20 protein-coding genes are annotated in these 21590 nt (G+C 73.2%); all 20 read right to left on the bottom strand.

All coding sequences use genetic code 11. The features are described from left to right. Positions 1-64 precede the first annotated feature (64 nt). Positions 65-796, bottom strand: coding sequence for a hypothetical protein (locus CXH06_RS14165; RefSeq protein ID WP_114855848.1), 732 nt, complete (start codon positions 794-796; stop codon positions 65-67). Positions 797-851: 55 nt separating this feature from the next. Continuing rightward, positions 852-1778: an RluA family pseudouridine synthase gene (locus CXH06_RS14170; RefSeq protein ID WP_114855849.1), complete on the bottom strand. Its 927-nt coding sequence runs from the start codon at positions 1776-1778 to the stop codon at positions 852-854. Next, entirely contained in the window at positions 1775-2368 is a 594-nt protein-coding gene (gene lspA, locus CXH06_RS14175) for a signal peptidase II (protein ID WP_157975754.1), read from the bottom strand. Before lspA ends, CXH06_RS14170 begins: the two co-directional genes overlap by 4 nt. Further along, on the bottom strand, positions 2365-3081 hold the full coding sequence (locus CXH06_RS14180; protein WP_114855850.1) for a DivIVA domain-containing protein: 717 nt from the start codon (positions 3079-3081) through the stop codon (positions 2365-2367). Before CXH06_RS14180 ends, lspA begins: the two co-directional genes overlap by 4 nt. Positions 3082-3178: 97 nt before the next feature. Then, positions 3179-3469 carry a YggT family protein gene (locus tag CXH06_RS14185; RefSeq protein ID WP_114855851.1) on the bottom strand — a complete coding sequence of 97 codons (291 nt, stop codon included), beginning with the start codon at positions 3467-3469 and terminating at the stop codon, positions 3179-3181. 8 nt (positions 3470-3477) lie between these two features. Beyond that, the gene (locus CXH06_RS14190; RefSeq protein ID WP_114855852.1) at positions 3478-3966 is read right to left on the bottom strand and encodes a cell division protein SepF; all 489 of its coding nucleotides are present in this window, start codon (positions 3964-3966) and stop codon (positions 3478-3480) included. 168 nt (positions 3967-4134) lie between these two features. Continuing rightward, on the bottom strand, positions 4135-4875 hold the full coding sequence (pgeF, locus tag CXH06_RS14195) for a peptidoglycan editing factor PgeF (protein WP_114855853.1): 741 nt from the start codon (positions 4873-4875) through the stop codon (positions 4135-4137). After that, a complete protein-coding gene (ftsZ, locus tag CXH06_RS14200; protein WP_114855854.1) occupies positions 4872-6218 on the bottom strand; it encodes a cell division protein FtsZ in 1347 nt (448 codons plus the stop codon). Before ftsZ ends, pgeF begins: the two co-directional genes overlap by 4 nt. Before the next feature lie 229 nt (positions 6219-6447). Further along, complete coding sequence (locus CXH06_RS14205; RefSeq protein WP_232820369.1) at positions 6448-7155, bottom strand: cell division protein FtsQ/DivIB; 708 nt, start codon at positions 7153-7155, stop codon at positions 6448-6450. A 302-nt stretch (positions 7156-7457) separates the two neighbouring features. After that, positions 7458-8969 carry a UDP-N-acetylmuramate--L-alanine ligase gene (gene murC / locus CXH06_RS14210; RefSeq protein ID WP_114855856.1) on the bottom strand — a complete coding sequence of 504 codons (1512 nt, stop codon included), beginning with the start codon at positions 8967-8969 and terminating at the stop codon, positions 7458-7460. Positions 8970-9004: 35 nt separating this feature from the next. After that, entirely contained in the window at positions 9005-10093 is a 1089-nt protein-coding gene (gene murG, locus CXH06_RS14215) for an undecaprenyldiphospho-muramoylpentapeptide beta-N-acetylglucosaminyltransferase (protein WP_114855857.1), read from the bottom strand. Further along, the gene (gene ftsW / locus CXH06_RS14220; RefSeq protein WP_114855858.1) at positions 10090-11535 is read right to left on the bottom strand and encodes a putative lipid II flippase FtsW; all 1446 of its coding nucleotides are present in this window, start codon (positions 11533-11535) and stop codon (positions 10090-10092) included. Before ftsW ends, murG begins: the two co-directional genes overlap by 4 nt. After that, entirely contained in the window at positions 11532-13040 is a 1509-nt protein-coding gene (gene murD, locus CXH06_RS14225; RefSeq protein WP_232820370.1) for a UDP-N-acetylmuramoyl-L-alanine--D-glutamate ligase, read from the bottom strand. Before murD ends, ftsW begins: the two co-directional genes overlap by 4 nt. Beyond that, positions 13037-14137, bottom strand: a complete 1101-nt coding sequence (gene mraY / locus CXH06_RS14230) for a phospho-N-acetylmuramoyl-pentapeptide-transferase (protein WP_114855860.1) — start codon at positions 14135-14137, stop codon at positions 13037-13039. The genes murD and mraY overlap by 4 nt, the downstream gene beginning before the upstream one ends. Then, positions 14134-15606: a UDP-N-acetylmuramoyl-tripeptide--D-alanyl-D-alanine ligase gene (murF, locus tag CXH06_RS14235; protein ID WP_114855861.1), complete on the bottom strand. Its 1473-nt coding sequence runs from the start codon at positions 15604-15606 to the stop codon at positions 14134-14136. The genes mraY and murF overlap by 4 nt, the downstream gene beginning before the upstream one ends. 3 nt (positions 15607-15609) lie before the next feature. Beyond that, positions 15610-17181, bottom strand: coding sequence for a UDP-N-acetylmuramoyl-L-alanyl-D-glutamate--2,6-diaminopimelate ligase (locus CXH06_RS14240; RefSeq protein ID WP_114855862.1), 1572 nt, complete (start codon positions 17179-17181; stop codon positions 15610-15612). A gap of 7 nt (positions 17182-17188) precedes the next feature. Beyond that, a complete protein-coding gene (locus tag CXH06_RS14245) occupies positions 17189-18907 on the bottom strand; it encodes a penicillin-binding protein 2 (protein ID WP_232820371.1) in 1719 nt (572 codons plus the stop codon). 99 nt (positions 18908-19006) lie between these two features. After that, positions 19007-19531 (bottom strand): hypothetical protein, encoded by a 525-nt coding sequence (locus tag CXH06_RS14250; protein WP_114855863.1) that lies wholly within the window; start codon positions 19529-19531, stop codon positions 19007-19009. 1 nt (position 19532) lies between these two features. After that, complete coding sequence (gene rsmH, locus CXH06_RS14255) at positions 19533-20528, bottom strand: 16S rRNA (cytosine(1402)-N(4))-methyltransferase RsmH (protein WP_114855864.1); 996 nt, start codon at positions 20526-20528, stop codon at positions 19533-19535. Positions 20529-20723: 195 nt separating this feature from the next. Further along, positions 20724-21155 (bottom strand): division/cell wall cluster transcriptional repressor MraZ, encoded by a 432-nt coding sequence (gene mraZ, locus CXH06_RS14260; protein ID WP_114855865.1) that lies wholly within the window; start codon positions 21153-21155, stop codon positions 20724-20726. Between the last annotated feature and the right edge of the window lie 435 nt (positions 21156-21590).

Here is a 21590-nt window from a genome sequence, read left to right on the forward strand (position 1 = left end):
CTCGGCGCGTCCGGCGGGTCGGGAATACTCACCCGCCCGCTCCCCGGGGCGACGCCCCGTCGGCCTAGAGCGCGCCGCCCTCGGCCTGCTCCTCGCGGCGCATGTCCGCGAGCAGCGAGTCCAGATAGTCGTGCACGTCCTCGTAGCTCAGGGAGCGCTCGTCGCGACGGGGCGGGATCCCGCCCACGAAGGCACCGCCGTGCCAGGCCAGGGAGTCGTCCGGGAGCGAGGGGTCGTCCTCGCGCCAGAGGTCCAGCGGGATGTCGTGGGCGGCCAGGTCGCGAGCGATCGCCTCGGCCTGCGCGGGGTCGCCGGAGCGCTGCAGCACCGCGACCAGCAGCGACTGGGCGGCCCAGGCGAGGGCGTCGGCATCAGGGTCCTCGCCGGGCTCGACGGACTCCTGGACCAGGGCGAGGTAGCTCGCGGCGAGCTCGTCCCGTCCGTCCTCGTAGTGGTCCGTCGCCACCCGCAGCGCGAGGCGCGGCACCAGGTCATGGGCCTCCCACAGCACCGCCGCACCCACCAGGCCCATGCCCACCCCGGTCGGGAAGTCGGGGTCCTGGGCGACGGGCGCGGTCGGGGTGCGGCCGGCGCGGAGGGCGTCGTCGGCGTCGAGGAACTCCTGCACCGCGACGGCGATCGCGGCCCGGGCCCGGGCCCCGTCGCGCAGCACGAGCTCGGCCTCGGCGCGATCGAGGCCCAGCCTCCGCGCCACCCGGGCGACGGGGAAGTCGGGACGGGCCAGCGCCGCCTCGCGCGAGGGGGTCAGCGTTCCGGGCGTGTGCGCGTCGTTCATGGTCCGACGGTATCGCGGACCCCGCGGAGCGTTCCCGCGGGAGCGCTCCGGGGCGTCAGGCGCCGCGCAGGGCGTCCAGGGCGCGCTGCAGGTCCGCGGGGTACTGCGAGGTGAAGGTGACCGGCTCCCCCGTGGCGGGATGGACGATGCTGAGCTCCATCGCGTGCAGCCACTGCCGGATCAGCCCCACACGCTCGGCGAGGGTGGGGTCCGCGCCGTACAGGGGGTCGCCCACCAGCGGATGGTGCAGGGCGGCCATGTGCACCCGGATCTGATGGGTGCGGCCCGTCTCGAGCCGGACGCGCAGCAGGGTCGCGCCGTGCAGCGCCTCGAGCGTGGAGTAGTGGGTCACCGAGTGCTTGCCGTCCCGGCGCACCGCGAACTTGTAGTCGTGCGCCGGCGAACGGCCGATGGGCGCCTCGACGGTGCCCTCGCTCTGGTCCGGGGTCCCCTGGCACACGGCGTGGTACACCTTGCCCACCTCGCGGGCGCGGAAGGCATCCTTCAGGGTGGTGTAGGCGCGCTCGGTGCGGGCGACGACCATCAGCCCGCTGGTGCCGACGTCCAGCCGGCTCACGATGCCCTGCCGGTCCGGGTCCCCGGAGGTGCGGATGCCCACGCCGGCGGCCGCGAGATGGCCCAGCACCGTGGGACCGGACCAGCCGGGGCTGGGATGGGCGGCCACACCCACCGGCTTGTCGATCACCACGATGTCGTCGTCCTGGTGGACCAGGCTCATGCCCTCGGCGATCTGGGGCCGGACCGCGGCGGCGGGCTTCTCGTCGGGGAGCTCGACGAGGAGCATCGCCCCGGGCTCCAGCCGGGTCGAGCGCGCCGGCGTCCGGCCGTCGACCAGCACGTGGCCGGCCTGGACCAGGTCCGCGGCGCGGGTGCGGGACAGGCCCAGCATGCGGGAGAGGCCGACGTCGACCCGCTCCCCGGCGAGCCCGTCCGGCACCATCAGGGTGCGGGAGGCGCTCATCGCACGTCCTCGTCCTCGGCCGCCTCGGCCGACTCGGCGTCGTCGAGCGCCGGGTCGGCGGCCACACCGAGCAGGCCCAGCACGACGATGAGGATCGCGCCGCCGACGACCGCCATGTCCGCCACGTTGAAGACGGGCCAGCGCGGCAGCTCGAGGAAGTCCACGACGGCGCCGTGGAACGGGCCGGGGGCGCGCAGCAGCCGGTCGTGGATGTTGCCCAGCGCTCCGCCGAGGATCAGCCCCGCCGCCACCGTGTACCAGGGGGACCGGATCGCCGTCACCGCGAAGACGATCACGCCGATCACGATCGCGATCTGGAGGCAGGTGACCACGGGCGTGATCTCCGCCCCCATCCCCCAGGCGGCGCCCGTGTTGTACAGCAGGGTCAGCTGGAGCACCTCACCGAGGAAGGGCTGCGGGACCAGCTCCTCGAGGTTGGCGACCGCCCAGTTCTTGCTGACCTGGTCGATGACGACCAGGACCGCGGCCAGCAGTGCGGTGCCGCCGAGGACGGTGCCCCGGCTCAGACGGCGGCGAGCGCCGGACCGCTCGGGGCCGGCGCTCGTCGACGGGGTGGAGGTGTCGTTCACAGACCGACGTTCGCCTGCTTGTCCTGCGTCTCGCTGGTGTCGAGGTCGCGGAGCTGGTTCTCGAGGTAGTTGCGCAGACGGTTGCGGTAGTCGCGCTCGAAGTTCCGCAGGCCCTCGATGGTCTTGTCGAGGTCCGCCTTCTGCTCCTCGAGGTTCGCGAGGGTGGTGCGCGCCTTCTCCTCGGCCTCGCCCACGATGCGCTGGTGCTCGTCGTTGGCCTCGGTGATGAGGCGGTCGCGCTCGTCCTCGCCGTTCTTGACGTACTCGTCGTGCAGACGGTTCGCGAGGGCGATGATGCCGGCGGCGGACTGGTCCGGGGTCTCGGCTCCGGGCGCGGAGTCGGTGGTCGCGGAGTCCGCGGTCGTGGGCTCCGCGGACGGGGCCTCGGCCACGTCCTCGACGACGGGCTGCGAGCCGGTGGCCGCGACGTCGTCCTCGGCGCTCACCGGCGTGGTATCGATGACCGCGTCGCTCTGCTCCTCGGCGGAGGTCTCCGTGGCGGCGACGGTCGGGCCGGCCGTCTCGAGCTCGGCGATGCGGTTGTGCGCCTCCTCGAGCTCCTTCTTCAGCCGCTCGTTCTCGGAGATGAGCTCCTTCAGGCGCGGTTCGACGTCATTGTCGAGGAAGTTGTCCACCTCGTCCATGTCGTAACCCTCGGAGAACCGGACCGGGGTGAACCGCTGATTCATCAGGTCTTCGGGCATCAGAGCCATGGGTCACCTTTTCATCGTTCTAGAGTCGAGAATGCGCCGACGGGCGCGGTGACGACAGCCTAGCGGATGCCGGGGGCGCTCCTGAACCGCGGCGACCTCACATCGAGAGGCCGCCGAGGATCCTCAGCAGCATCCATCCCAGGACGAGCAGGATCATGAGGCTGAGGTCGAGCGAGACGGCCCCGAGGCGCACCGGGGGGATGAGTCGCCGCAGTCCCTTCACCGGAGGGTCGGTCAGCGTGTAGACCACCTCGAAGAGCACCAGGACGAGACCGCTGGGGCGGTACTCCCGGGCGTAGGACTGGATCCATTCGAGCACCAGACGGGCCACGAGGACCAGCAGGTACAGAAGGACTGCGAGGTACAGGACTCCGGCGATCAAGGACACTCGGCCACTCAGCTCTGGTTGTAGAAGCTGCCCTCGTCGCCCGAGGCGTCCCCGTCGACCTGGACGAACTCCGGGGAGAGCAGGAACACCTTGGAGGTGACGCGCTCGATGGTGCCGCGCAGCCCGAAGACCAGCCCGGCCGAGAAGTCGACCATGCGCTTGGCATCGCCGTCCTGCATGTCGGAGAGGTTCATGATGACGGGGACCCCGTCGCGGAACGACTCGCCGATCGCCTTGGCGTCGTTGTAGGACCGCGGATGGATCGTGGTGATGCGGTGCATCGACTCCTCCACTGCCGGGGCCATGGCCACCACGCTCGAACGCTGTCGGATCGGGGTCACCTGGGCCTCCCGTTCGGGTGCGGGCTCGGAGCCCCGCTCGGTGCGGCGAGCCGGTGCGACGACCTCGTCGTGGCGCGCGCGCTCGTCCTCGTAGTATTCGTCGTCGACCTCGTTGGCGAGGCCGAGTGCGACCATGGCGTTGCGCCAGGTTCCCATCGCAGATCTCCCAGTCTGTTGCTCACGCTGACCTGGGCCCCGGGGAAGCACGGGGAGTGCGCGGGAGCCCTGCCCCGAAAGTACCGCAGGCCTCAGGAGGACATCGGGAGGCGGTCGGCGTGTCGTCGGCGTGTCGGATCGCCGGAGAAGGCACCGCTCCCCGCCTGTTCAGCGGCGACGCAGCACCCCGGCGAAGCGCCCCGTGACGGCGCTGCGCCGATAGGAGAAGAAGCGCTCGTCCTCGAGGGTGCAGGGATGGTCGGCGTCGAGGGAGGCCGCGGGGATCCCCGCGTGCTCCAGCACCGCGAGGGCACCGGCGCGCAGATCCAGGGCCGGCGTTCCCCAGGAGGTGGTAGCCCGCACAGCGGGGAGCTGCTGCGCGGCCTCCTCGCGCATCGTCTCCGGCACCTCGTAGCAGGCTCCGCAGATCGACGGGCCGATGCTCGCGGCCAGGTCCTCGGAGCGGGCCCCGAGCTCCTCCATCGCAGCGATCGTGGACTGCAGCACCCCGTCGAGCAGCCCGCGGCGCCCGGCGTGGGCGACCGCGACGACCCCCGCGCGGGGGTCCGAGAGCAGGACCGGCAGGCAGTCGGCGACCATGATCCCCAGGGCGACGTCGCGCCGATCGGTGACGATCGCATCGGCCATGACCACCGGCGGCGCGCCGGTCGCAGGCAGCACGTGCACCCGCGTGGAGTGGACCTGGTCGACGAAGACCAGCGGGGCGCCGATCTCCGCGGCGACCAGCGACCGGTTGTGCTCGACCGCCTGTTCCCGGTCGCCGACGTGGCGCGCGAGATTCAGCGTGGCGTGCTCGCCGGTGCTCACACCGCCATCGCGCCCCGTGAACAGGGCGCGGGCCCCGCGCAGCCGCGGAGCCCGTGCCCGGAGCGGGGACGCGTCGGTCACTTCAGGAACGACGGGAGATCGAGATCGTCGTCGTCCGAGGAGGACTCCTCGATGTGCGGGGGCCGTGCGGGCTCGCGCTCGGGCGCCCGGGGAGCGGGCTGCGGCGGGACCTGCGCCTGCTGGACGTCCTGCCCCTCCTCGGTCTCCGCCGCGTCGAGGGCCTCGGTCTCCGGCTCCGCGGTGCTGGGGCGCGACGGGGAGAAGGACTGCTGGGGAAGACCCCAGGCGCCGGGCGCACCGGTCGCGGCCTGGGTGGCCGGACGCTGCTGGACCGGAGGCTGCTCCGGGGCGGGGCGGGCCTGGACCGCGGGCCGGGCCTGGACCGCGGGGCGCGCGGCCTGCTCGGTGCGGGCCGCGGGGCGCTGCTGCAGCGAGGCGTCCTGCCGCGGGGCGGGACCGCCGCCCTCGAAGCCGGCCGCGATGACCGTCACGCGGACCTCGTCGCCCAGGGCGTCGTCGATCACGGAGCCGAAGATGATGTTCGCGTCCGGGTGCGCAGCCTCCTGGACCAGGCGCGCCGCCTCGGAGACCTCGTACAGACCCAGGTCGCTGCCGCCCTGGATGGACAGCAGGACGCCGTAGGCGCCGTCGATGGAGGCCTCCAGCAGCGGGCTGGAGACGGCGAGCTCGGCGGCCTGCAGGGCGCGGTCGTCCCCCCGGGCCGAGCCGATGCCCATGAGGGCGCTGCCCGCGCCCTGCATGACGGATTTGACGTCCGCGAAGTCGAGGTTGATCAGTCCCGGTGTGGTGATCAGGTCCGTGATCCCCTGGACGCCGGAGAGCAGCACCTGGTCCGCGGACTTGAAGGCGTCGAGCATCGAGACCTGCTTGTCCGCGATGGAGAGCAGGCGGTCGTTCGGGATCACGATAAGGGTGTCGACCTCGGCCTGCAGCGCGGCGATGCCGGACTCGGCCTGGGTGGCGCGACGGCGTCCCTCGAAGGTGAAGGGGCGGGTGACCACACCGATGGTGAGCGCACCGAGGCTGCGCGCGATCTTCGCGACCACGGGGGCACCGCCGGTGCCCGTGCCGCCGCCCTCGCCGGCGGTGACGAAGACCATGTCGGCCCCGCGCAGGACCTCCTCGATCTCCTCGGCGTGGTCCTCGGCGGCCTTCTTGCCGACCTCGGGATCGGCGCCGGCGCCGAGACCACGGGTGATCTCCTTGCCGACATCGAGCTTGACGTCCGCATCGGACATCAGCAGGGCCTGGGCGTCGGTGTTGATCGCGATGAACTCGACGCCCTTCAGGCCGGACTCGATCATGCGGTTGACAGCATTGACACCTCCGCCGCCGACACCGACGACCTTGATGACTGCGAGGGAGATCTGGGTTCCGGCCACGTTTGGGTCCTTGCTCTTGTCGTTCATCCGGGGAGAGGGGCCTGCGTCGCACCTGGTCGCGACCTTCCGAACTCTCGACCTCTACTTGAGGTTGGGACTTCGGGGCGCCTCTCCTTTCCCTCGACGCTAAGGACGTGGGCACCTGGGCGCAAACACCGAGGGCGCGTGTCGGACGCGAAGGGGGGCCGTATCACCTCGGTGACCGCTCCACGGCGCGGGAGCGACCGCCTCAGCGGGTGACGGGGGCGACCGGCGAGGAGACGTCGATGACCGCGCCGGGCTGGCCCAGCAGCGCCAGGGTCACCTCGCCCTTCAGCTCGGCGTCCGCCGCATCGCCCCACACCACCGTCTTGGAGGTCCCGTCCTCGAGGGCGAGCTCGAGGGTCACGTCGCTCGTGCTCGAGGCGGTGACCTCCTGGACCGCACCGCGCAGCGGATCGGGCAGCTCGGCGAGGACCTCGCTCATCGCGGCGGAGGCCCCCACGGGGTCCGCGGATCCGCCCTCGACGACCAGGGGCACCAGCGTCTCGCCCTCCCCCGCCGCAGCGGGGAGCTCCCGACCCGCGGCGTCGACCACGGCGCGGGTGCCGTCGAGCCGGGTCAGCATCCCCACCGGCTCCGCCTCGGTGACTCTCACGGTCATCCCGTCCGGCCAGCTGCGCTCGACCTGCACGGACTCCACACCGGGCACCGCGGAGGCCTCCTCGCCGATGGTCCCCACCGGCAGCAGCAGCACGCTGTCCCCCGTGTGCTCCGCGACCGCCGCGCGGACGTCCTCCTCGGCGACGTAGTCTGTGCCCTCGACGGCGATCCGCGAGACCTGCAGCTGCGGCAGGAGGACCCCGGCGGCGAGGACGCCGACGAGCAGGAGCAGCGTCGCGGCCAGGCCCGCGAGGATCGCACGACGGCGCCGCCGCCAGGGCCGACCGGCCACCATCTCGCGGATCCGCCGGGCGATCCGGCGGGGGCGCCCCTCACGGATCTGCTCGGCGCCGTCGGACGGTGCGGCCGGGGTGCGGGGACGGCCGACCGAGGCCGAACGACCGCGGGGCGGCGTCGACGGGGACGCGGCGGATTCGGAGCCCGCCGACCGACCGGTCCGCGCCGACGAGGAGGCGGACGGCGCCGAGCGGGCCGAGGGCGCCGGGTCGGCGGAGGACGGCGTCGACCGCGAGGAGGGCGCGGCCGCCGGTCGCCGCGCGCTCCCGCGCGGGCTCGGCGCGATGGGGCGACGCGCCATCACCCGTGCTCCGGGGGCACGCCGAGGGCGGCCATCACATCCGGTGTGGTCTCGACGATGTCGCCGGCGCCCAGCATCAGCAGCAGGTCGCCCGGCCGGGCCACCCCACCCACCTGTGCCGCGAGGTCGTCGCCCGCGGCGAGCGGCTCGACGGTCGCGGCGGCGTGGGCGGTGACGGTGCGGGCGTCCACCGCGGGGTCCGGATCCTCGCGGGCGCCGTACACCGGCATCACCCAGGCACGGTCCGCGCTCGAGAGCGCCGCGGCGAACTCGGCGGCGAAGGCGCGGGTGCGGGAGTACAGATGGGGCTGGAACACGACCAGCACGCGCCCGCCGCGCCCCTGATCGCGCACGATGCCCTGCGCGGCGGCGATGGTCGCGGCGACCTCGCGAGGGTGGTGGGCGTAGTCGTCGACGACCGTCACCCCGCCGGCGGTGCCGGCCACGTCGAAGCGGCGCGAGGCGCCCGTGAAGGTCGCCAGTCCCGCGCCGAGCTCCGCCAGCGGGGCCGCGGGTGCGGCCGAGGCCGAGGCCGCCAGGGCACCGAGCGCGTTGAGCACGTTGTGGTGCCCGGCGACGGAGAGCTCCACGTCGATGCGGCCGCGCGGGGTGTCGACCTCGATCCGGGTCCCGCGGGGTCCCGCCTGTTCGGCGCGCAGGCGCCAGTGCGCGTCCTCGGCGGTGCCGTAGCGCAGCACCGCGGTGCCGCGGGCCGCGGCCCGTCGGCCCAGGGCCTCGGCTCCCTCGTCGTCGGCGCACACCACGAGCGTTCCGCCGGGCTCGATGCGGGTGGTGAGCGCGTCGAAGGCCGCGGTGAGCGTGGCGGCGTCGCCGTGGAAGTCGAGGTGGTCCGGCTCGAGATTGGTGACCACCGCGGTGCGCGGGGCGAAGGCGAGGAAGGAGCCGTCGGACTCGTCGGCCTCGACCAGGGCGAGGTCCCCCGCGGCGCCGGGCTCCGCTCCGAAGCCGGCATTGCGGCCCAGGTCCGGGACGGCGGCGCCGAGCGCCCAGGCCGGATCGCGGGCGGCGCCGCGCAGCGCCGTCACCGCCATGCCGGTGGTGGTGGTCTTCCCGTGGGTGCCTGCGATCGCGATCACCTCCCGGCCCCGCAGCAGTCCGGCCAGCGCCGCGGCGCGGTGGATGACGGGGATCCCGCGCTCGCGGGCGGCGATCACCTCGGGGTTGTCGGCGCGCACGGCGGTCGAGACCACCACCAGGTCCACGTCCTCGGCCAGCAGACCGGCGTCGAAGCCGATGCCGATGCGGGCACCGGCCGCGCGCAGCGGAGCGATGAACTGGCCGTCCTGGGAGTCGGAGCCGCTCACCCGCAGCCCGGCCTCGAGCGCGAGGCGGGCCACGGCGGACATCCCCGCGCCGCCGATGCGGATCACGTGCACCGAGCGGACGCCGCCCGCGACGGGCCAGGCGGCGTCGGTGATGACGTCCCCGGGCCGCAGGATCGTGCGCGGTGACGGCGTGGCGTCGGCTCCGGGGACGGCGGCGGAAGTCATGGCATCACCGTAGCCGGAGCAGGGGGGAAGGACGGTCAGGCGCGGCGTGCGACGCCGGTCACCAGATCGGCCATCACCTCGGCGGCATCCGTGATGCCGAAGGCGCGGGCGGAGGCGGCCATGGCGGCCCGTCGCTCCGGGTCGCCGAGCAGGGGGATCACCAGCTGCTGCAGGCGGGCGGCGTCGAGCTCGGCGTCGTCGACCATCAGCGCACCGCCGGCGGCCACGACCTCCTGACCGTTGAGGGCCTGTTCCCCGTTCCCGATCGGCAGCGGGACCAGCACCGCGGGCAGACCCACGGCGGTGAGCTCGCTGACCGTGCCCGCCCCGGAGCGGGTCAGCGCGAGGTCCGCGGCGGCATAGGCATCCTCCATCGCGGAGACGTACTCCACCACGCGATAGCCGGGCCGCTCGGTGAGGCCCTCGGCCTTGCCGCGTCCCGTGACATGCAGGATCTGGGCGCCGGAGGCGACGATCTGCTCCGCCGCCGCGGAGACCGCGGCGTTCAGACGCTGCGCGCCCAGGGAGCCGCCGGTGGCCAGCAGCACGGGGCGGTCCGGATCGAGTCCGAATCCGGTCACGGCCGCTTCGCGGTGCGCGGCCCGATCGAGGTGGGCGATGCCCTCCCGCATGGGCATGCCGATGCGGCGGGCACCGCGCAGGCTCGATCCCTCGAAGGCCGTCAGGACGGCCGCTGCGCGGCGCGATCCCAGCCGGTTGGCCAGGCCGGGCCGCCGGTTCGCCTCGTGCACCACCAGCGGGGTGCGCTGCGCGGCGGCGGCCAGATAGGCGGGCGGGCACACATAGCCGCCGAACCCGGCGACCACGTCGATCTCCCGCTCGCGCAGCAGGGAGCGCACCTCCCGCAGCGTGGCCGCGAAACGGCGCGGGAAGCGCAGGGCCGCCGCGTCGGGGCGCCGGGGGAAGGGCACCTTCTCGATGGTCGCGAGCTCATAGCCGGCCGCGGGGACGAGGTCCGCCTCGAGCCCCTCGCGGGTGCCGAGCACGAGGACCTCGGCACCGGGCGTGCGACGGGAGATCTGGGCGGCGGTGGCCAGCAGCGGCGAGACGTGCCCGGCGCTGCCGCCCCCGGCCAGGAGGATGCGGGGTGTCGAGGGGGTCATCGGGTCCTTCGTGAGGTGGAGGTGCGTCCGGAGCGGGAGCCGGTGCGGCGTGCGCCGCGTCCGGCCGAGGCCCGGGAGGACCCCGAGCGGGCGGTCCCGCGCCGCCGTGATCGGGCGCGCGTCGTGGCGGGCTCCGCGGCCGCGGCACGCTCCGTCGGCGCGGGCAGCACGCTGATGGAGCGGCGCACCGATCCCATCTTGGCGCTGATGGCCTCCGCCGCACCGGGCTCGCGGCGGGCGAAGGAGATCAGCAGCCCCAGCGCGGTCATCGAGGCGAGCAGCGCGGAGCCGCCGGAGGAGATGAAGGGCAGCGGGACGCCGATCACCGGCAGCAGGCCGGTGACCACCATCATGTTCACGAAGGCCTGGCCCAGCAGCCACGCGCTGATCCCGGCGACGGTGATCTGCATGAAGTGGTCGTCCAGGCGGGCGATCATGCGGAACATGATCAGCGCCAGGACGGTGAACAGGGCGACCACGCCGAGGGTGCCGATGAGGCCGAGCTCCTCACCGATGATCGCGAAGATGTAGTCGTCCTCGGCGGCGGGCAGTCGGCCCCACTTCTGCCGTGACTCCCCGAGGCCGACGCCCCACCAGCCGCCCTCGGCCAGGCCCATGAGGCTCTGCTCCGCCTGCAGGCAGGAGTCCCCCGCGCAGGTGCCGTGGAGCCAGTTGTTGATGCGCGCCATGCGGTTGCCGCTGGTGATGGTCATCGCCACGATGCCCACCACGCCCAGCGCTCCGGCGGCGACGAACCAGCGGCGCGGCACCCCGGCCACCCAGACCGCGCCGGCCACCAGCATCGCCATCACGAGCATGGTGCCCAGGTCGTGCCCCAGGACCACCAGGCCCAGCGCGGCGGCGACCCCGGGCAGGAGCGGGACGGCGAGGTGGAAGGGACGGTGCAGCAGCGGACGCTTCGCCGCCAGCAGGGCGCCGATCCACACGGCGAGGGAGAGCTTGAGGAACTCCGAGGGCTGCAGGCGCTGTGAGCCGATCTGGATCCAGTTGCGGTTGCCGTACACCTCGACGCCGAGACCGGGGACATGGACCAGGCACTGCAGGAGGAGGCCGAGTCCGAACAGGACCCAGGCCGCCCGGCGGTAGAAGCCGGGCGGCAGCAGCGCGGCCGTCACCAGCGCCACCAGGCCCATCGCGGCGAAGGTGCCCTGGCGGACCAGGCCCGCGAAGCCGGACCCTCCCTGGGAGATGTTCTGGACGGAGCTGGAGGACAGCACCATCACCAGGCCCAGGCCGATCAGCAGCGTGCCCACGATGATCAGGCCGTAGAAGTCGAGCGCCGGCGACTTCAGCCAGCTGCCCACACCGTTGCGCACGCGATCGCCGATGTTGCCCAGCGGCTGGTCCTCGTCGGGACGCAGCACGTCGGTGGAGCGTCCGTCCTCCCGGCGGGATCCCCGACGGATGTCCTCCATCGTCATGCGCCCTCTCCTGGCAGTCGGGTCACGGCCGCCGCGAACAGGTCCCCCCGTTCCGCGTAGTCACGGAACTGGTCGATGGAGGCGGCGGCCGGCGCCAGCAGCACCACGTCCCCGTCGGCGGCGAGCGAGCGGGCCGCCCGCACCGCGTCCTCCATCAGCCGGGAGCGTCCGGCGACGTCGTCAGTGTCGCCCGGATCGATGCGGCGGACGGGGACCTCGGGGGCGTGTCGTGCCAGGGCCGTGGTGAAGGGGCTCGCGTCGCGGCCCAGCAGCACCACGCCGACCAGTCGGTCGCGCGCGGCGTGGACGAGCTCGTCGAGGTCCGCGCCCTTGGTGTCCCCGCCGGCGATCCAGACGATCCGCTCCGCGGCGCGGAGCGAGGCCGCGGCCGCGGCCGGGTTGGTGGCCTTGGTGTCGTCCACGTAGCCGACGCCGTCCAGCGTGGCGACATGCTGGGCGCGATGGGCGCCCATGCGGTAGGCGCGCAGCCCGTCCCGCACGGCGCGGGCGCTCACCCCGTGCGCCCGGGCGAGCGCGGCGGCGGCCAGGGCGTCGAGGATCACGTGCGGCCCGGCGCCGTGGGCGCCCAGGTGCGAGAGGTCCTCGAGGGTGGCGAGCTCGGCGGCGGCGGTGCGGCGCTCGGCGAGGAAGGCCCGGTCCACGAGCAGCCCGTCGACGACACCGAGCTCGGAGAGCCCCGGGGAGGCGAGGGAGAGGCCGACGGCACGGGCCCCCTCGGCCACGTCCGCCTCCTCCACCAGGCTCCGCGTGGTCGCGTCCGCCACGGTGTAGATGCAGGCGATCTCGGCGCCTTCGTAGATGCGGCCCTTGGCCGCGGCATACGCCGCGGCGCCCCCGTGCCAGTCGAGATGGTCATCGCTCACGTTGAGCACCGCCGCGGCCTCGCAGGCCAGGTGCTGCGTCCAGTGCAGCTGGAAGCTGGACAGCTCGATGGCGAGCACGTCGAAACCCTCGGGGTCCAGGGCGGCCTCGATGACCGGAAGACCCACGTTGCCGCAGGCCACTGCCCTCTCCCCCGCGTTCAGGAGGATGGACTCGAGCATCGTGACGGTGGTGGTCTTGCCATTGGTGCCGGTCACGCCCAGCCAGGCGGGCCCGTCCGGGGCCTGCATCCGGCGGGCGAGCTCGATCTCGCTCCACACCGGTATCCCAGCCTCCGCGGCGGCGGCCAGGAGCGGCTGGTCGGGCCGCCAGCCCGGGGAGGTCACCACGAGGTCCGGGACCCGGTCCGTGGGCAGCGCGAGGGTGTGCTCGGCGCCCAGGCGCACCTCGACGCCGAGCACCTCGAGGATCTGCGCCCGCTCGCGCAGCTCGGGGGTGTCGGAGCCGTCGACCACGAGCACCTGTGCGCCGCGCTGCATGGTCTGGTCCGCCACGGCGTAGCCCGAGACGCCGAAGCCGGTCACCAGGATCCGCAGTCCGGAGACGTCCAGTCCCGGCCACGGCCGCTGCTCGACGGGGAGCTCGCGCACCGCGGTGCTCACGGCGTGAGCCTCGGCAGGGCGTCGAGATAGAAGATGCCCAGCCCCACCCCGGCGAGGATGCCGGCGACGATCCAGAACCGCACCACGATGGTGACCTCGTTCCATCCCTTGAGCTCGAAGTGATGCTGCAGGGGCGCCATCCGGAACACCCGCCGGCCGGTCAGCTTGAAGCTGGTGACCTGGATGATGACCGACAGCGAGATGATCACGAACAGGCCGCCGATGATGGCGCCGAGGATCTCCGTGCGCGAGACGATGGTCAGTCCCGCGATGGCGCCGCCGAGGGCGAGGGAGCCGGTGTCGCCCATGAAGATCTTCGCGGGCGAGGTGTTCCACCACAGGAAGCCGACGCAGCCGCCGATCATCGCCGCGCAGAGCACGGCGACGTCCAGCGGATCGCGGGCGTCGTAGCACTGCACCAGGCCGCTGGCCTCGAGATCGATGCTGCACTCCTGACGCCACTGCCAGAAGCTGATGATCAGGTAGGCCGCCGTGAACAGGATGGTCGCACCGCTGGCGAGGCCGTCGAGGCCGTCGGTGAGGTTCACGCCGTTGGACCAGGCCGCGACGAGGAAGTTCGCCCAGATCGCGAAGAGCACGAAGCCGACGACCGTGCCCAGGAAGGCGAGATCCAGCCAGGGGATGTCCCGGACGAAGGAGACGTTCATGCTCGCGGGCGTGTGCCCCTCCCCGTCGGGGAAGAGCAGGGCGAGCACCGCGAAGGCGGTGGCGACCAGGAACTGCCCCACGAGCTTGTAGCGCGGGCGCAGCCCGGTGCTGTCCTGCTGGGAGATCTTCAGGTAGTCGTCGAGGAAGCCGACCACCCCGAGCCCGACCATGAGGAAGAGCACCAGCAGCACGGTGATGCTGGGAGAGGTCCAGAGCACCAGGTGGGTGAGGAAGTAGGCGAGCAGCACCGAGCCGATGATCGCCACGCCGCCCATGGTGGGGGTGCCGCGCTTGGTGGCGTGGGAGGTGGGGCCGTCGTCGCGGACGAACTGCCCGTAGCCGCGGCGCTCGAGGACCTTGATGAAGGCGGGCGTGCCGAGGATCGACAGCAGCAGCGAGACGGCTCCCGCGATGATGATCGCGATCATGCGTCGTCTCCGTTCTCCGTCGGCCCGCCGAGCGGGCCACGTTCCTCGAGGCGTGCCACGAGCGGGCCGGCGATGCGTCGCAGACCGGCATCGCGCGAGGACTTCAGCAGCACCACGTCGCCGGGCGCCAGCGTCCGTTCTAGCACAGCCTGGGCCTCCTCCACCGAGCCCAGCCAGACGGACTCACCGCCGAAGCTGCCCTCGAGGCTGGCCCCGTGGTGGATCGGGGCGGCGCCGTCGCCGATCACGTACAGCGTGCCGATGTTCAGGCGCACCACGAGCCGGCCGATCCCGTCGTGGAGCACGGCCGAGTCCTCTCCCAGCTCGAGCATCTCGCCGAGCACGGCGATCGTCCGGTGGGAACGGCCCAGGTGCGCGAGGGTCTTCAGCGCCTGCCGCATCGAGTCCGGGTTCGCGTTGTAGGCGTCGTCGATGATCGTCACGCCGCCGGCGCGGAGGACCTCCATGCGCTGGCCGGTGGCCAGGCTCGCGCCCTCCAGCGCGGCGGTCGCGGTCGCGGGGTCGGCACCGGCCACCAGGGCGGCGGTCAGCGCCGCGAGCACATTGGCGGCCTGCTGCTCGCCCAGCAGGTCCGGACGCACCGGGAATCGGCCGGCGGGGATCGCCGTGCCGTCCAGCGCCGTGAGCCCCTCGGGGACCGCCAGCGTGAAGCTCAGGCGGGCCTCGTCATCCAGGGAGAGGTCCTCGCCGCGGAGGTCGCCCTCGGTGAAGCCCCAGCGGAGGGCGGGAGCCGCGGACCGTTCTGCCATCGCCGAGACGAGCCGGTCCTCGGCGTTCAGGACGGCGCGCCCGGTGGGGACGAGAGCCTCGACCAGCTCGCCCTTGGCGCGGGCGATCGCCTCGACGCCGCCGAACTCGCCGAGGTGAGCGGAGCCGACGTTGAGCACGATCGCCACGTCCGGGCGTGCGATCGCGGTGAGCTGCGCGATGTGGCCGACCCCGCGGGCGCCCATCTCGAGCACCAGGAAGCGGGTGTCAGCCCCGAGGCGCAGCACGGTCAGCGGCAGACCGAGCTCGTTGTTGTGGTTCCCCGCCGGGGCGATCGTCGGGCCCTCGGCCCGCAGGATCGTGCCCAGCAGATCCTTGGTGCCGGTCTTCCCGGCGCTGCCGGTCACCGCGAGGACCACCAGCTGCTCGTTCTCCCGGCGCGCCTGCTCGAGCTGGGCGACGGCCAGCTGGGACAGCGCCTCGCGGACGTCCCCCACCTGCACGGCGGGCGCCCCGCGATCCACGGTGACCAGGCTGAGGGCGGCCCCCGCGGCGTGTGCGGCCCCGAGGTGCTCGTGGCCGTCGGTGCGCTCGCCCGCGAAGGCGGCGAAGAGGTCCCCGGGCTCGACCTCCCGGGAGTCGATCCGGGCGATGCCGGTGACGGTCTCGTCCCCGGTCGCACCGCCCACGAGGGTCCCGCCCGTGAGGGCGGCGATCTCCCGTGCCGTGGTCTGCAGCATCTCTCAGTGTCCTTCGTCCGTGTCGTCGCACTCGGCGCCGCCGCGCGCGGTCAGCGCTTCTCGCAGTCGGAGGCGGTCGTCGAACGGATGGACGATACCGCCGATCTGCTGTCCGGTCTCCGCGCCCTTGCCGGCCACCAGGATGGTGTCGGACACGTCGGCCAGGGAGGCGGCGAGCTCGATCGCGTCACCACGGCCGCCCACCTCTCGGACCTGGGCTTCCGCCCCCTCCGGGACCCCGCTGAGCACCTCGCGGCGGATGGCTGCGGGGTCCTCGGTGCGCGGGTTGTCGTCTGTGACGATGACCACGTCGGCGAGGCGGGCGGCGACCTCCCCCATGTGCGGCCGCTTGCGGCGGTCCCGGTCTCCCCCGGCTCCCATCACCACGATCAGCCGCCGGGTGGAGGGCACGGCGCGCAGCGTCGTCAGCGCCTGCTCCAGGGCGTCCGCGGTGTGCGAGTAGTCGACGACGCCGAGCACCGGGGTGCGCGCCACCGGCTCCATGCGCCCGGGCACGGTGCCGGCCTCGCCGAGGGCACGGGCGACCTCGGGACCGGTGTGCCCGATCGCGGCGAGCATCAGCTCCGCGGCGAGGGTGTTGGCGACGTAGTGCCGCCCGGGCAGGGCGGCACGGAGGGTCCGGGCGCCGTCCGGGCCGTCGACGGTGAAGGTGCTGCCGTAGCCCTCGGCGCGCAGGTCCCGGGCGACGTGGTCGGCCGCCGTCCCCGGACGGGTCGCGTAGGTGGTCACCGGGATCTGCGCCTCGCGCGCCAGTCGCGCGCCCCAGGCGTCGTCCACGCAGACGATGCCGCGCCGCGCGTGGCGCGGGGTGAACAGGCTGCGCTTGGCCTCGTAGTAGGCCTCCATCGTGCCGTGGAAGTCGAGGTGGTCCTGAGTGAGGTTCGTGAAGCAGGCGACGTCGAGGACGACCTCGTCGGCGCGGTGCAGGACCAGGGCGTGGCTGGAGACCTCCATCGCGGCGACCTCGACCCGGTCCTCGAGCATCCGGGCGAGGATGCCGTGGAGCTCGGGCGATTCCGGGGTGGTGCGGACGGTCGCGATGGCGTGGTCGGCGCCGTCGGCGTCCCGATAGCGGGTGCCGCCGGTGCCGATCGCGCCGGCGGGCACGCCGAGCGCCTGGAGGGTCCCGGTCAGGGCGGTGGTGATCGAGGTCTTGCCGTTGGTGCCGGTCACGCCGAGGGTGCGCAGCCGCTCGGCGGGCCGTCCCAGGACCAGGGCCGCGGCCGCGGCGGTCGCCGCCCGCGGATCGTCCACCACGATCACGGGCAGGCCGGCGGCGAGGCAGCGGTCGCGGCCGGCGGGATCGGTCAGCGCCATCGCGGCGCCGCGCTCGGCGGCCTGGGCGGCGAACTCGGCGCCGTGCGCGGAGGCACCGGGCAGCGCGCTCCACAGGTCGCCGGGCTCCACCGAGCGCGAGTCGAGGGTGACGCCGCGCAGGGTCGCGTCGACGGAGGGGACCTCGGCGCCGAGGGCGCGCGCGAGGTCCGCCGCGCCCGCGCCGAGGGGGCGACGCGGACGGGCGGCTTCGGGGGTGGGGGCGGTCTCTGAGGTCACCGTGCGCTCACCATTCGTTCTCGAGCTCGCGACCGGGGACTCCGGTCGGGGCGATGCCCTGGTTCTGCAGCGTGAAGGTGGTCAGCTCGGAGAAGGCGGGGGCCGCGGCCTTCGACCCCGAGATGAAGGTGTCCAGGCCGAAGACGAACACGCCCACGACGATCTCGGGATCGTCCGCCGGGGCGAAGCCGATGAAGGAGGCGGTGTAGCCGGTCTCGCCCACCTGGGCGGTGCCGCTCTTGCCCGCCGTGGCATAGCCCTCCACGGCCGCGACCGAGGTCTCCTCGTCGACGTTGTTGTCCATCAGCTCCTGCATCGTCGCCGCGGTGTCCGAGGAGACCACGCGGGTGCTCTCCGGCTCGCCGAGAGGGGTCACGGTGCCGTCGTCCGCACGGGTGCCCGCGATCAGGGAGGGCTCGACGCGCACGCCGTCGTTGGCGAAGGTGCCCACGGCGGAGACCATCTGCAGGGCGTTGACGCTGTACCCCTGGCCGAAGGAGGTCGTGTAGCGGGTGCGACCGGTCCAGTCCTCCGCCGGGTGGACGATGCCCGCGGACTCCCCGGGCAGCTCGACGCCGGTGGGCTGCCCGAGGCCGAAGGCCGTGAGGTAGTCGTGACGGATCTGCGGGGTGAGGGTCTCGGAGATCTGCACGGTGCCGACGTTCGAGCTGTTCTTGAGCACCCCGGCCGTGGTCAGCTGCTGATCGGGATGGACGTGGGAGTCCTTGATCCGGTGTCCCTCGAAGTAGCGCTCGTAGGGGATCTCGTACTCCGTCTCCGGGGTGACCGTGCCCTCCTCGAGCGCCGCCGCGATCGTGAAGAGCTTGCCGGTCGAGCCGGGCTCGAAGACGTTGGAGATCGACCGGTTGCCCAGGTCCTCCTCCTCCGCGGCGCCGGGATCGTTCGGGTCGTAGGTCGGGTACTCGGCCAGGGCCAGCACCTCGCCGGTGCGGGAGTTGTACACGACGGCGCTGCCGCCGGTGCCGCCGACCTGCTCGACGGCGCCCGCGACGATCTGCTGCGCCTTCCACTGCAGGTCCCGGTCGATGGTGAGGAGCACGTCGCTGCCGTCCACGGCCGGGGTGGTCTCCTGGGAGCCCGTGGGGATGATCTGGCCGCCGGCGCCGCGCTCGTAGCTGGTCTCGCCGTCGGTGCCGCGGAGCTCCTCGTCGAAGGACAGCTCGGTCCCGGCCAGGGCCGCGCCGTCGGACCCGACGAAGCCCAGGATGTTCCCGCCCACCGATCCGGCCGGGTAGATGCGCTCGGCCACGCGATCGGCGCCGATGCCCGGGATCTTCAGGGCGATCACGGCGTCACGGACCTCGGGCTCGACGTTCTTGAGCAGGTACGAGAAGCCCGCATCACCGGTGAGGGCGTCGCGGGTCTCGGACTCCGACCACCCCAGGACCGGCGCGAGCTCCTTCGCGGCGGCCTCGATGCCGGTGACCTCGGCGGTGGTGGAGTTCTCGAGGTACTCGTCCACCTGGAGCTGGTTCACCCACAGGTCGTAGCGCTCGACGGAGCTGGCCAGCGTGGTGCCGTCACGGTCCAGGATGTCCCCGCGCAGGGCCGGGATGGTGCGGGTGACGGTGCGCTGCTCGATCGCCTCCTGGGCGCGGGCGCTCGCGTCCAGCCCCTGCACCCAGACCAGGCGTCCGGACAGGGCCAGGACGGCGACCATGATCAGGCAGATCAGCAGACGGTGCCGCGTGGCGGGCTCGCCCAAGCGGCCGCCTGTCATCACGCCGCCGCGCCGCGGCGCACGGGTGCCCGCCGCAGGACGGGTGGTGCGTCGCGAACCGTTCCTGCGCGTCGGCGCCATCTGTCAGTCCCCCTCGTTGCCCATGCCGTGGTAGGCGGTGGGCTCGTCATAGATCTGAGCCGGCGGCACGGCGACCTGTGCGGGCACCTCCGCGAGCTCGGGCGTGCCCTCAGTCTGCGCCGCCGGAGCCGTCTCGCCGATGATCTCGCCCGTGTCGAGGTCGATGTAGGCGGGATCGGACACCGGGACCATGCCGATCTCGCGCGCCTGGCGCTCCAGCTCCTGCGGCGTGCCGAGCCGCTCGTTCGTCTCGGCGAGCGCCTGGCGCTCCTCGGTGAGGCGCTGCGACTGCCCCTGGAGGCGGGTGATCTCGTAGCTGGCCCCGGACATCTGGATGTTCATGTACAGCAGCGCCGTGAGCGTGGCCATGACGATGAGCGTGCACAGCAGGGTGAACGGCAGCGAGCTGCGTGTGGCCTGCGGCGCGGCGACGACGGTCAGCCGCGGTGCGGAGGTCGACTGCGCGCCTCGCTTCGGGGAGCGGACAGGGCGGACCGCGGGGGCGTGAACGGCGGTGGTGCTGGCCATCTCAGTGTGCTCTCTGGGCGGATCGGGTTCGGGTGAGCGCGCGCAGCCGGACGGAGGCGGCGCGCGGATTGGTGCCGCGCTCGGAGTCGTCGGCCTGGAGGGCTCCGCGCACGAGCGGGGCGAAGGTGGGGCGGTGCTCCTCCAGCTCGACCGGCAGACCCGGCGGTGCGGAGGACCGCGTGCGTCGCGTGAAGGCGGTCTTCACCAGGCGGTCCTCACCGGAGTGGTAGGACTCCACGACGATGCGGCCGCCGACCTCGAGGCAGTCCAGCGCGGACTCGATCGCCGCGGCGAGGATCTCGAGCTCCTCGTTCACGGCGATCCGCAGCGCCTGGAAGGTGCGCTTGGCCGGGTGGCCGCCGCTGGCCTTGGAGGCCGCGGGGATCGCACGGTCCAGCAGCTCGACGAGCTCGCCGCTGCGGGTCAGGGGGGCGCTCTCGCGCTGCTCGACGATGCGGCGCGCGATCCGGCGGGAGAAGCGCTCGTCTCCGAGCTCGTGGAGGATGCGCGCGATCTCCGCCTCGGGCAGGTCGCGCAGCAGATCCGCGGCGGTGGGGCCGCTGGACGAGGTGTCCATCCGCATGTCCAGCGGGGCGTCCACCGCGTAGGAGAAGCCACGGTCCGTGGTGTCGATCTGGAAGCTCGACAGGCCCAGGTCCATCATCACGCCACGGGCACCGGGGAGTCCGAGGTCCTCGAGCACCGCGGGGATCTCGTCGTAGGTGGCGTGGACGAGCGTGGCCCGGTCCAGGACTCCCTCGCGCTCCAGTCGCTGCCGGGCGAGCTCGAGCGCCTGCGGATCGCGGTCGATCCCGACCACGTGCGCCCGGGGGGCGGCCTGCAGGACGGCGGCGGCGTGGCCGCCCATGCCGAGAGTGGCGTCGACGTGGACCGACCCGGGCTCCTGCAGGGCCGGGGCGAGGAGCTCCACGGAGGTGGCGAGCAGGACCGGGACGTGGCGGTCCTCGGCCGGCCGGTCCTGCGGCGTGGTGTCCATGTCACCCCTCCCCTGGGTCATGCGGTGCTGATGTGCGTTGCGGCGATGCGGATCCTGCGGTCCCGCCCGACTCCGCGCCCTGTGCGCGGTGCCGTCCTGCCAGATTCCCCGTCGTTCCCGACCCGCCACCGGGGAAGTTGCGTCGGGGCGGGAACGACGAGAGGTCTCACAGGACGGAGATCCCTCGGGTCGGACTCAGAACAGGCCGGGGATCACCTCCTCGGAGGTCTCGGCGAAGCCGTCCTCCTTCTGCTCGAGGTAGGACTCCCAGGCCGGGAGCGACCAGATCTCGAGCCGATCGAGCGCGCCGATGACGGCGCATTCCCGGTCCAGGTCCGCGTAGGTGCGCAGATGACCCGGGATGGTGATGCGGCCCTGCTTGTCCGGGATGACGTCCTCCGCGCCGGAGAGCAGCACGCGCAGGTAGTCGCGTGTGCGCCGATCGGTGGTGGGCGCCCGACGGGCCTCCTCGAGCTTCTGGCGGAACTCCATGAGCGGGTACACCGCGATGCAGTGCTCCTGCCCACGAGTCATGACCAGTCCCGAGGCGAGCTCGTCGCGGAACTTCGCCGGGAAGATCAGGCGCCCCTTCTCGTCGAGCTTGGGCGTGAAGGTGCCGAGGAACATCCAGGCCCTCCTTCACTCGCCGAGACTCGCGATCTGACACCCAACTCCTCCCAACGTCCTCCACTTTACCCCACTACTCCCCACCGCTGGCCATGGTTTCGGCGAACTTCTCCCTCATGTCGTGGATCACCCCAGGTCAGTGCCGGGGAGCACGGTGGAGGGAGGATCGCGTCCTGCGCCCTCGCGCGGCGTGGCGTATGACGGACCTCGGGACCGCGGCGCGGAGCTCCACGGCCACCCCGAGATCACCCCTGCAGGTCAGGAGGCCGTGGCGCTGTGGTCAGCGGAGCGGGGCGGCTCGGTGGAGCGCGGTGGAGGGCTCGGGTGGAGCGATGTGGGGGACGGCGGGGAGGACGGCGGCGCGAGGCACAGGGCGAGGCGGCGAGGTCCGGACACGACGATGCCCCGGCTCCGAGGAGCCGGGGCATCGTCGTG

Origin of the sequence: Brachybacterium sp. YJGR34, from assembly GCF_003347015.1 — a bacterium.
In the GTDB taxonomy this organism is placed as follows: Bacteria; Actinomycetota; Actinomycetes; order Actinomycetales; family Dermabacteraceae; genus Brachybacterium.

Bases quoted from the DNA above. Each gene is read 5' to 3' on its own strand.
- CXH06_RS14165 (WP_114855848.1), bottom strand. From the start codon at position 796: ATGAACGACGCGCACACGCCCGGAACGCTGACCCCCTCGCGCGAGGCG.
- CXH06_RS14170 (WP_114855849.1), bottom strand. From the start codon at position 1,778: ATGAGCGCCTCCCGCACCCTGATGGTGCCGGACGGGCTCGCCGGGGAG.
- CXH06_RS14180 (WP_114855850.1), bottom strand. From the start codon at position 3,081: ATGGCTCTGATGCCCGAAGACCTGATGAATCAGCGGTTCACCCCGGTC.
- CXH06_RS14190 (WP_114855852.1), bottom strand. From the start codon at position 3,966: ATGGGAACCTGGCGCAACGCCATGGTCGCACTCGGCCTCGCCAACGAG.
- CXH06_RS14205 (WP_232820369.1), bottom strand. From the start codon at position 7,155: ATGGTGGCCGGTCGGCCCTGGCGGCGGCGCCGTCGTGCGATCCTCGCG.
- murC (WP_114855856.1), bottom strand. From the start codon at position 8,969: ATGACTTCCGCCGCCGTCCCCGGAGCCGACGCCACGCCGTCACCGCGC.
- murG (WP_114855857.1), bottom strand. From the start codon at position 10,093: ATGACCCCCTCGACACCCCGCATCCTCCTGGCCGGGGGCGGCAGCGCC.
- ftsW (WP_114855858.1), bottom strand. From the start codon at position 11,535: ATGACGATGGAGGACATCCGTCGGGGATCCCGCCGGGAGGACGGACGC.
- mraY (WP_114855860.1), bottom strand. From the start codon at position 14,137: ATGATCGCGATCATCATCGCGGGAGCCGTCTCGCTGCTGCTGTCGATC.
- murF (WP_114855861.1), bottom strand. From the start codon at position 15,606: ATGCTGCAGACCACGGCACGGGAGATCGCCGCCCTCACGGGCGGGACC.
- CXH06_RS14250 (WP_114855863.1), bottom strand. From the start codon at position 19,531: ATGGCCAGCACCACCGCCGTTCACGCCCCCGCGGTCCGCCCTGTCCGC.
- rsmH (WP_114855864.1), bottom strand. From the start codon at position 20,528: ATGGACACCACGCCGCAGGACCGGCCGGCCGAGGACCGCCACGTCCCG.
- mraZ (WP_114855865.1), bottom strand. From the start codon at position 21,155: ATGTTCCTCGGCACCTTCACGCCCAAGCTCGACGAGAAGGGGCGCCTG.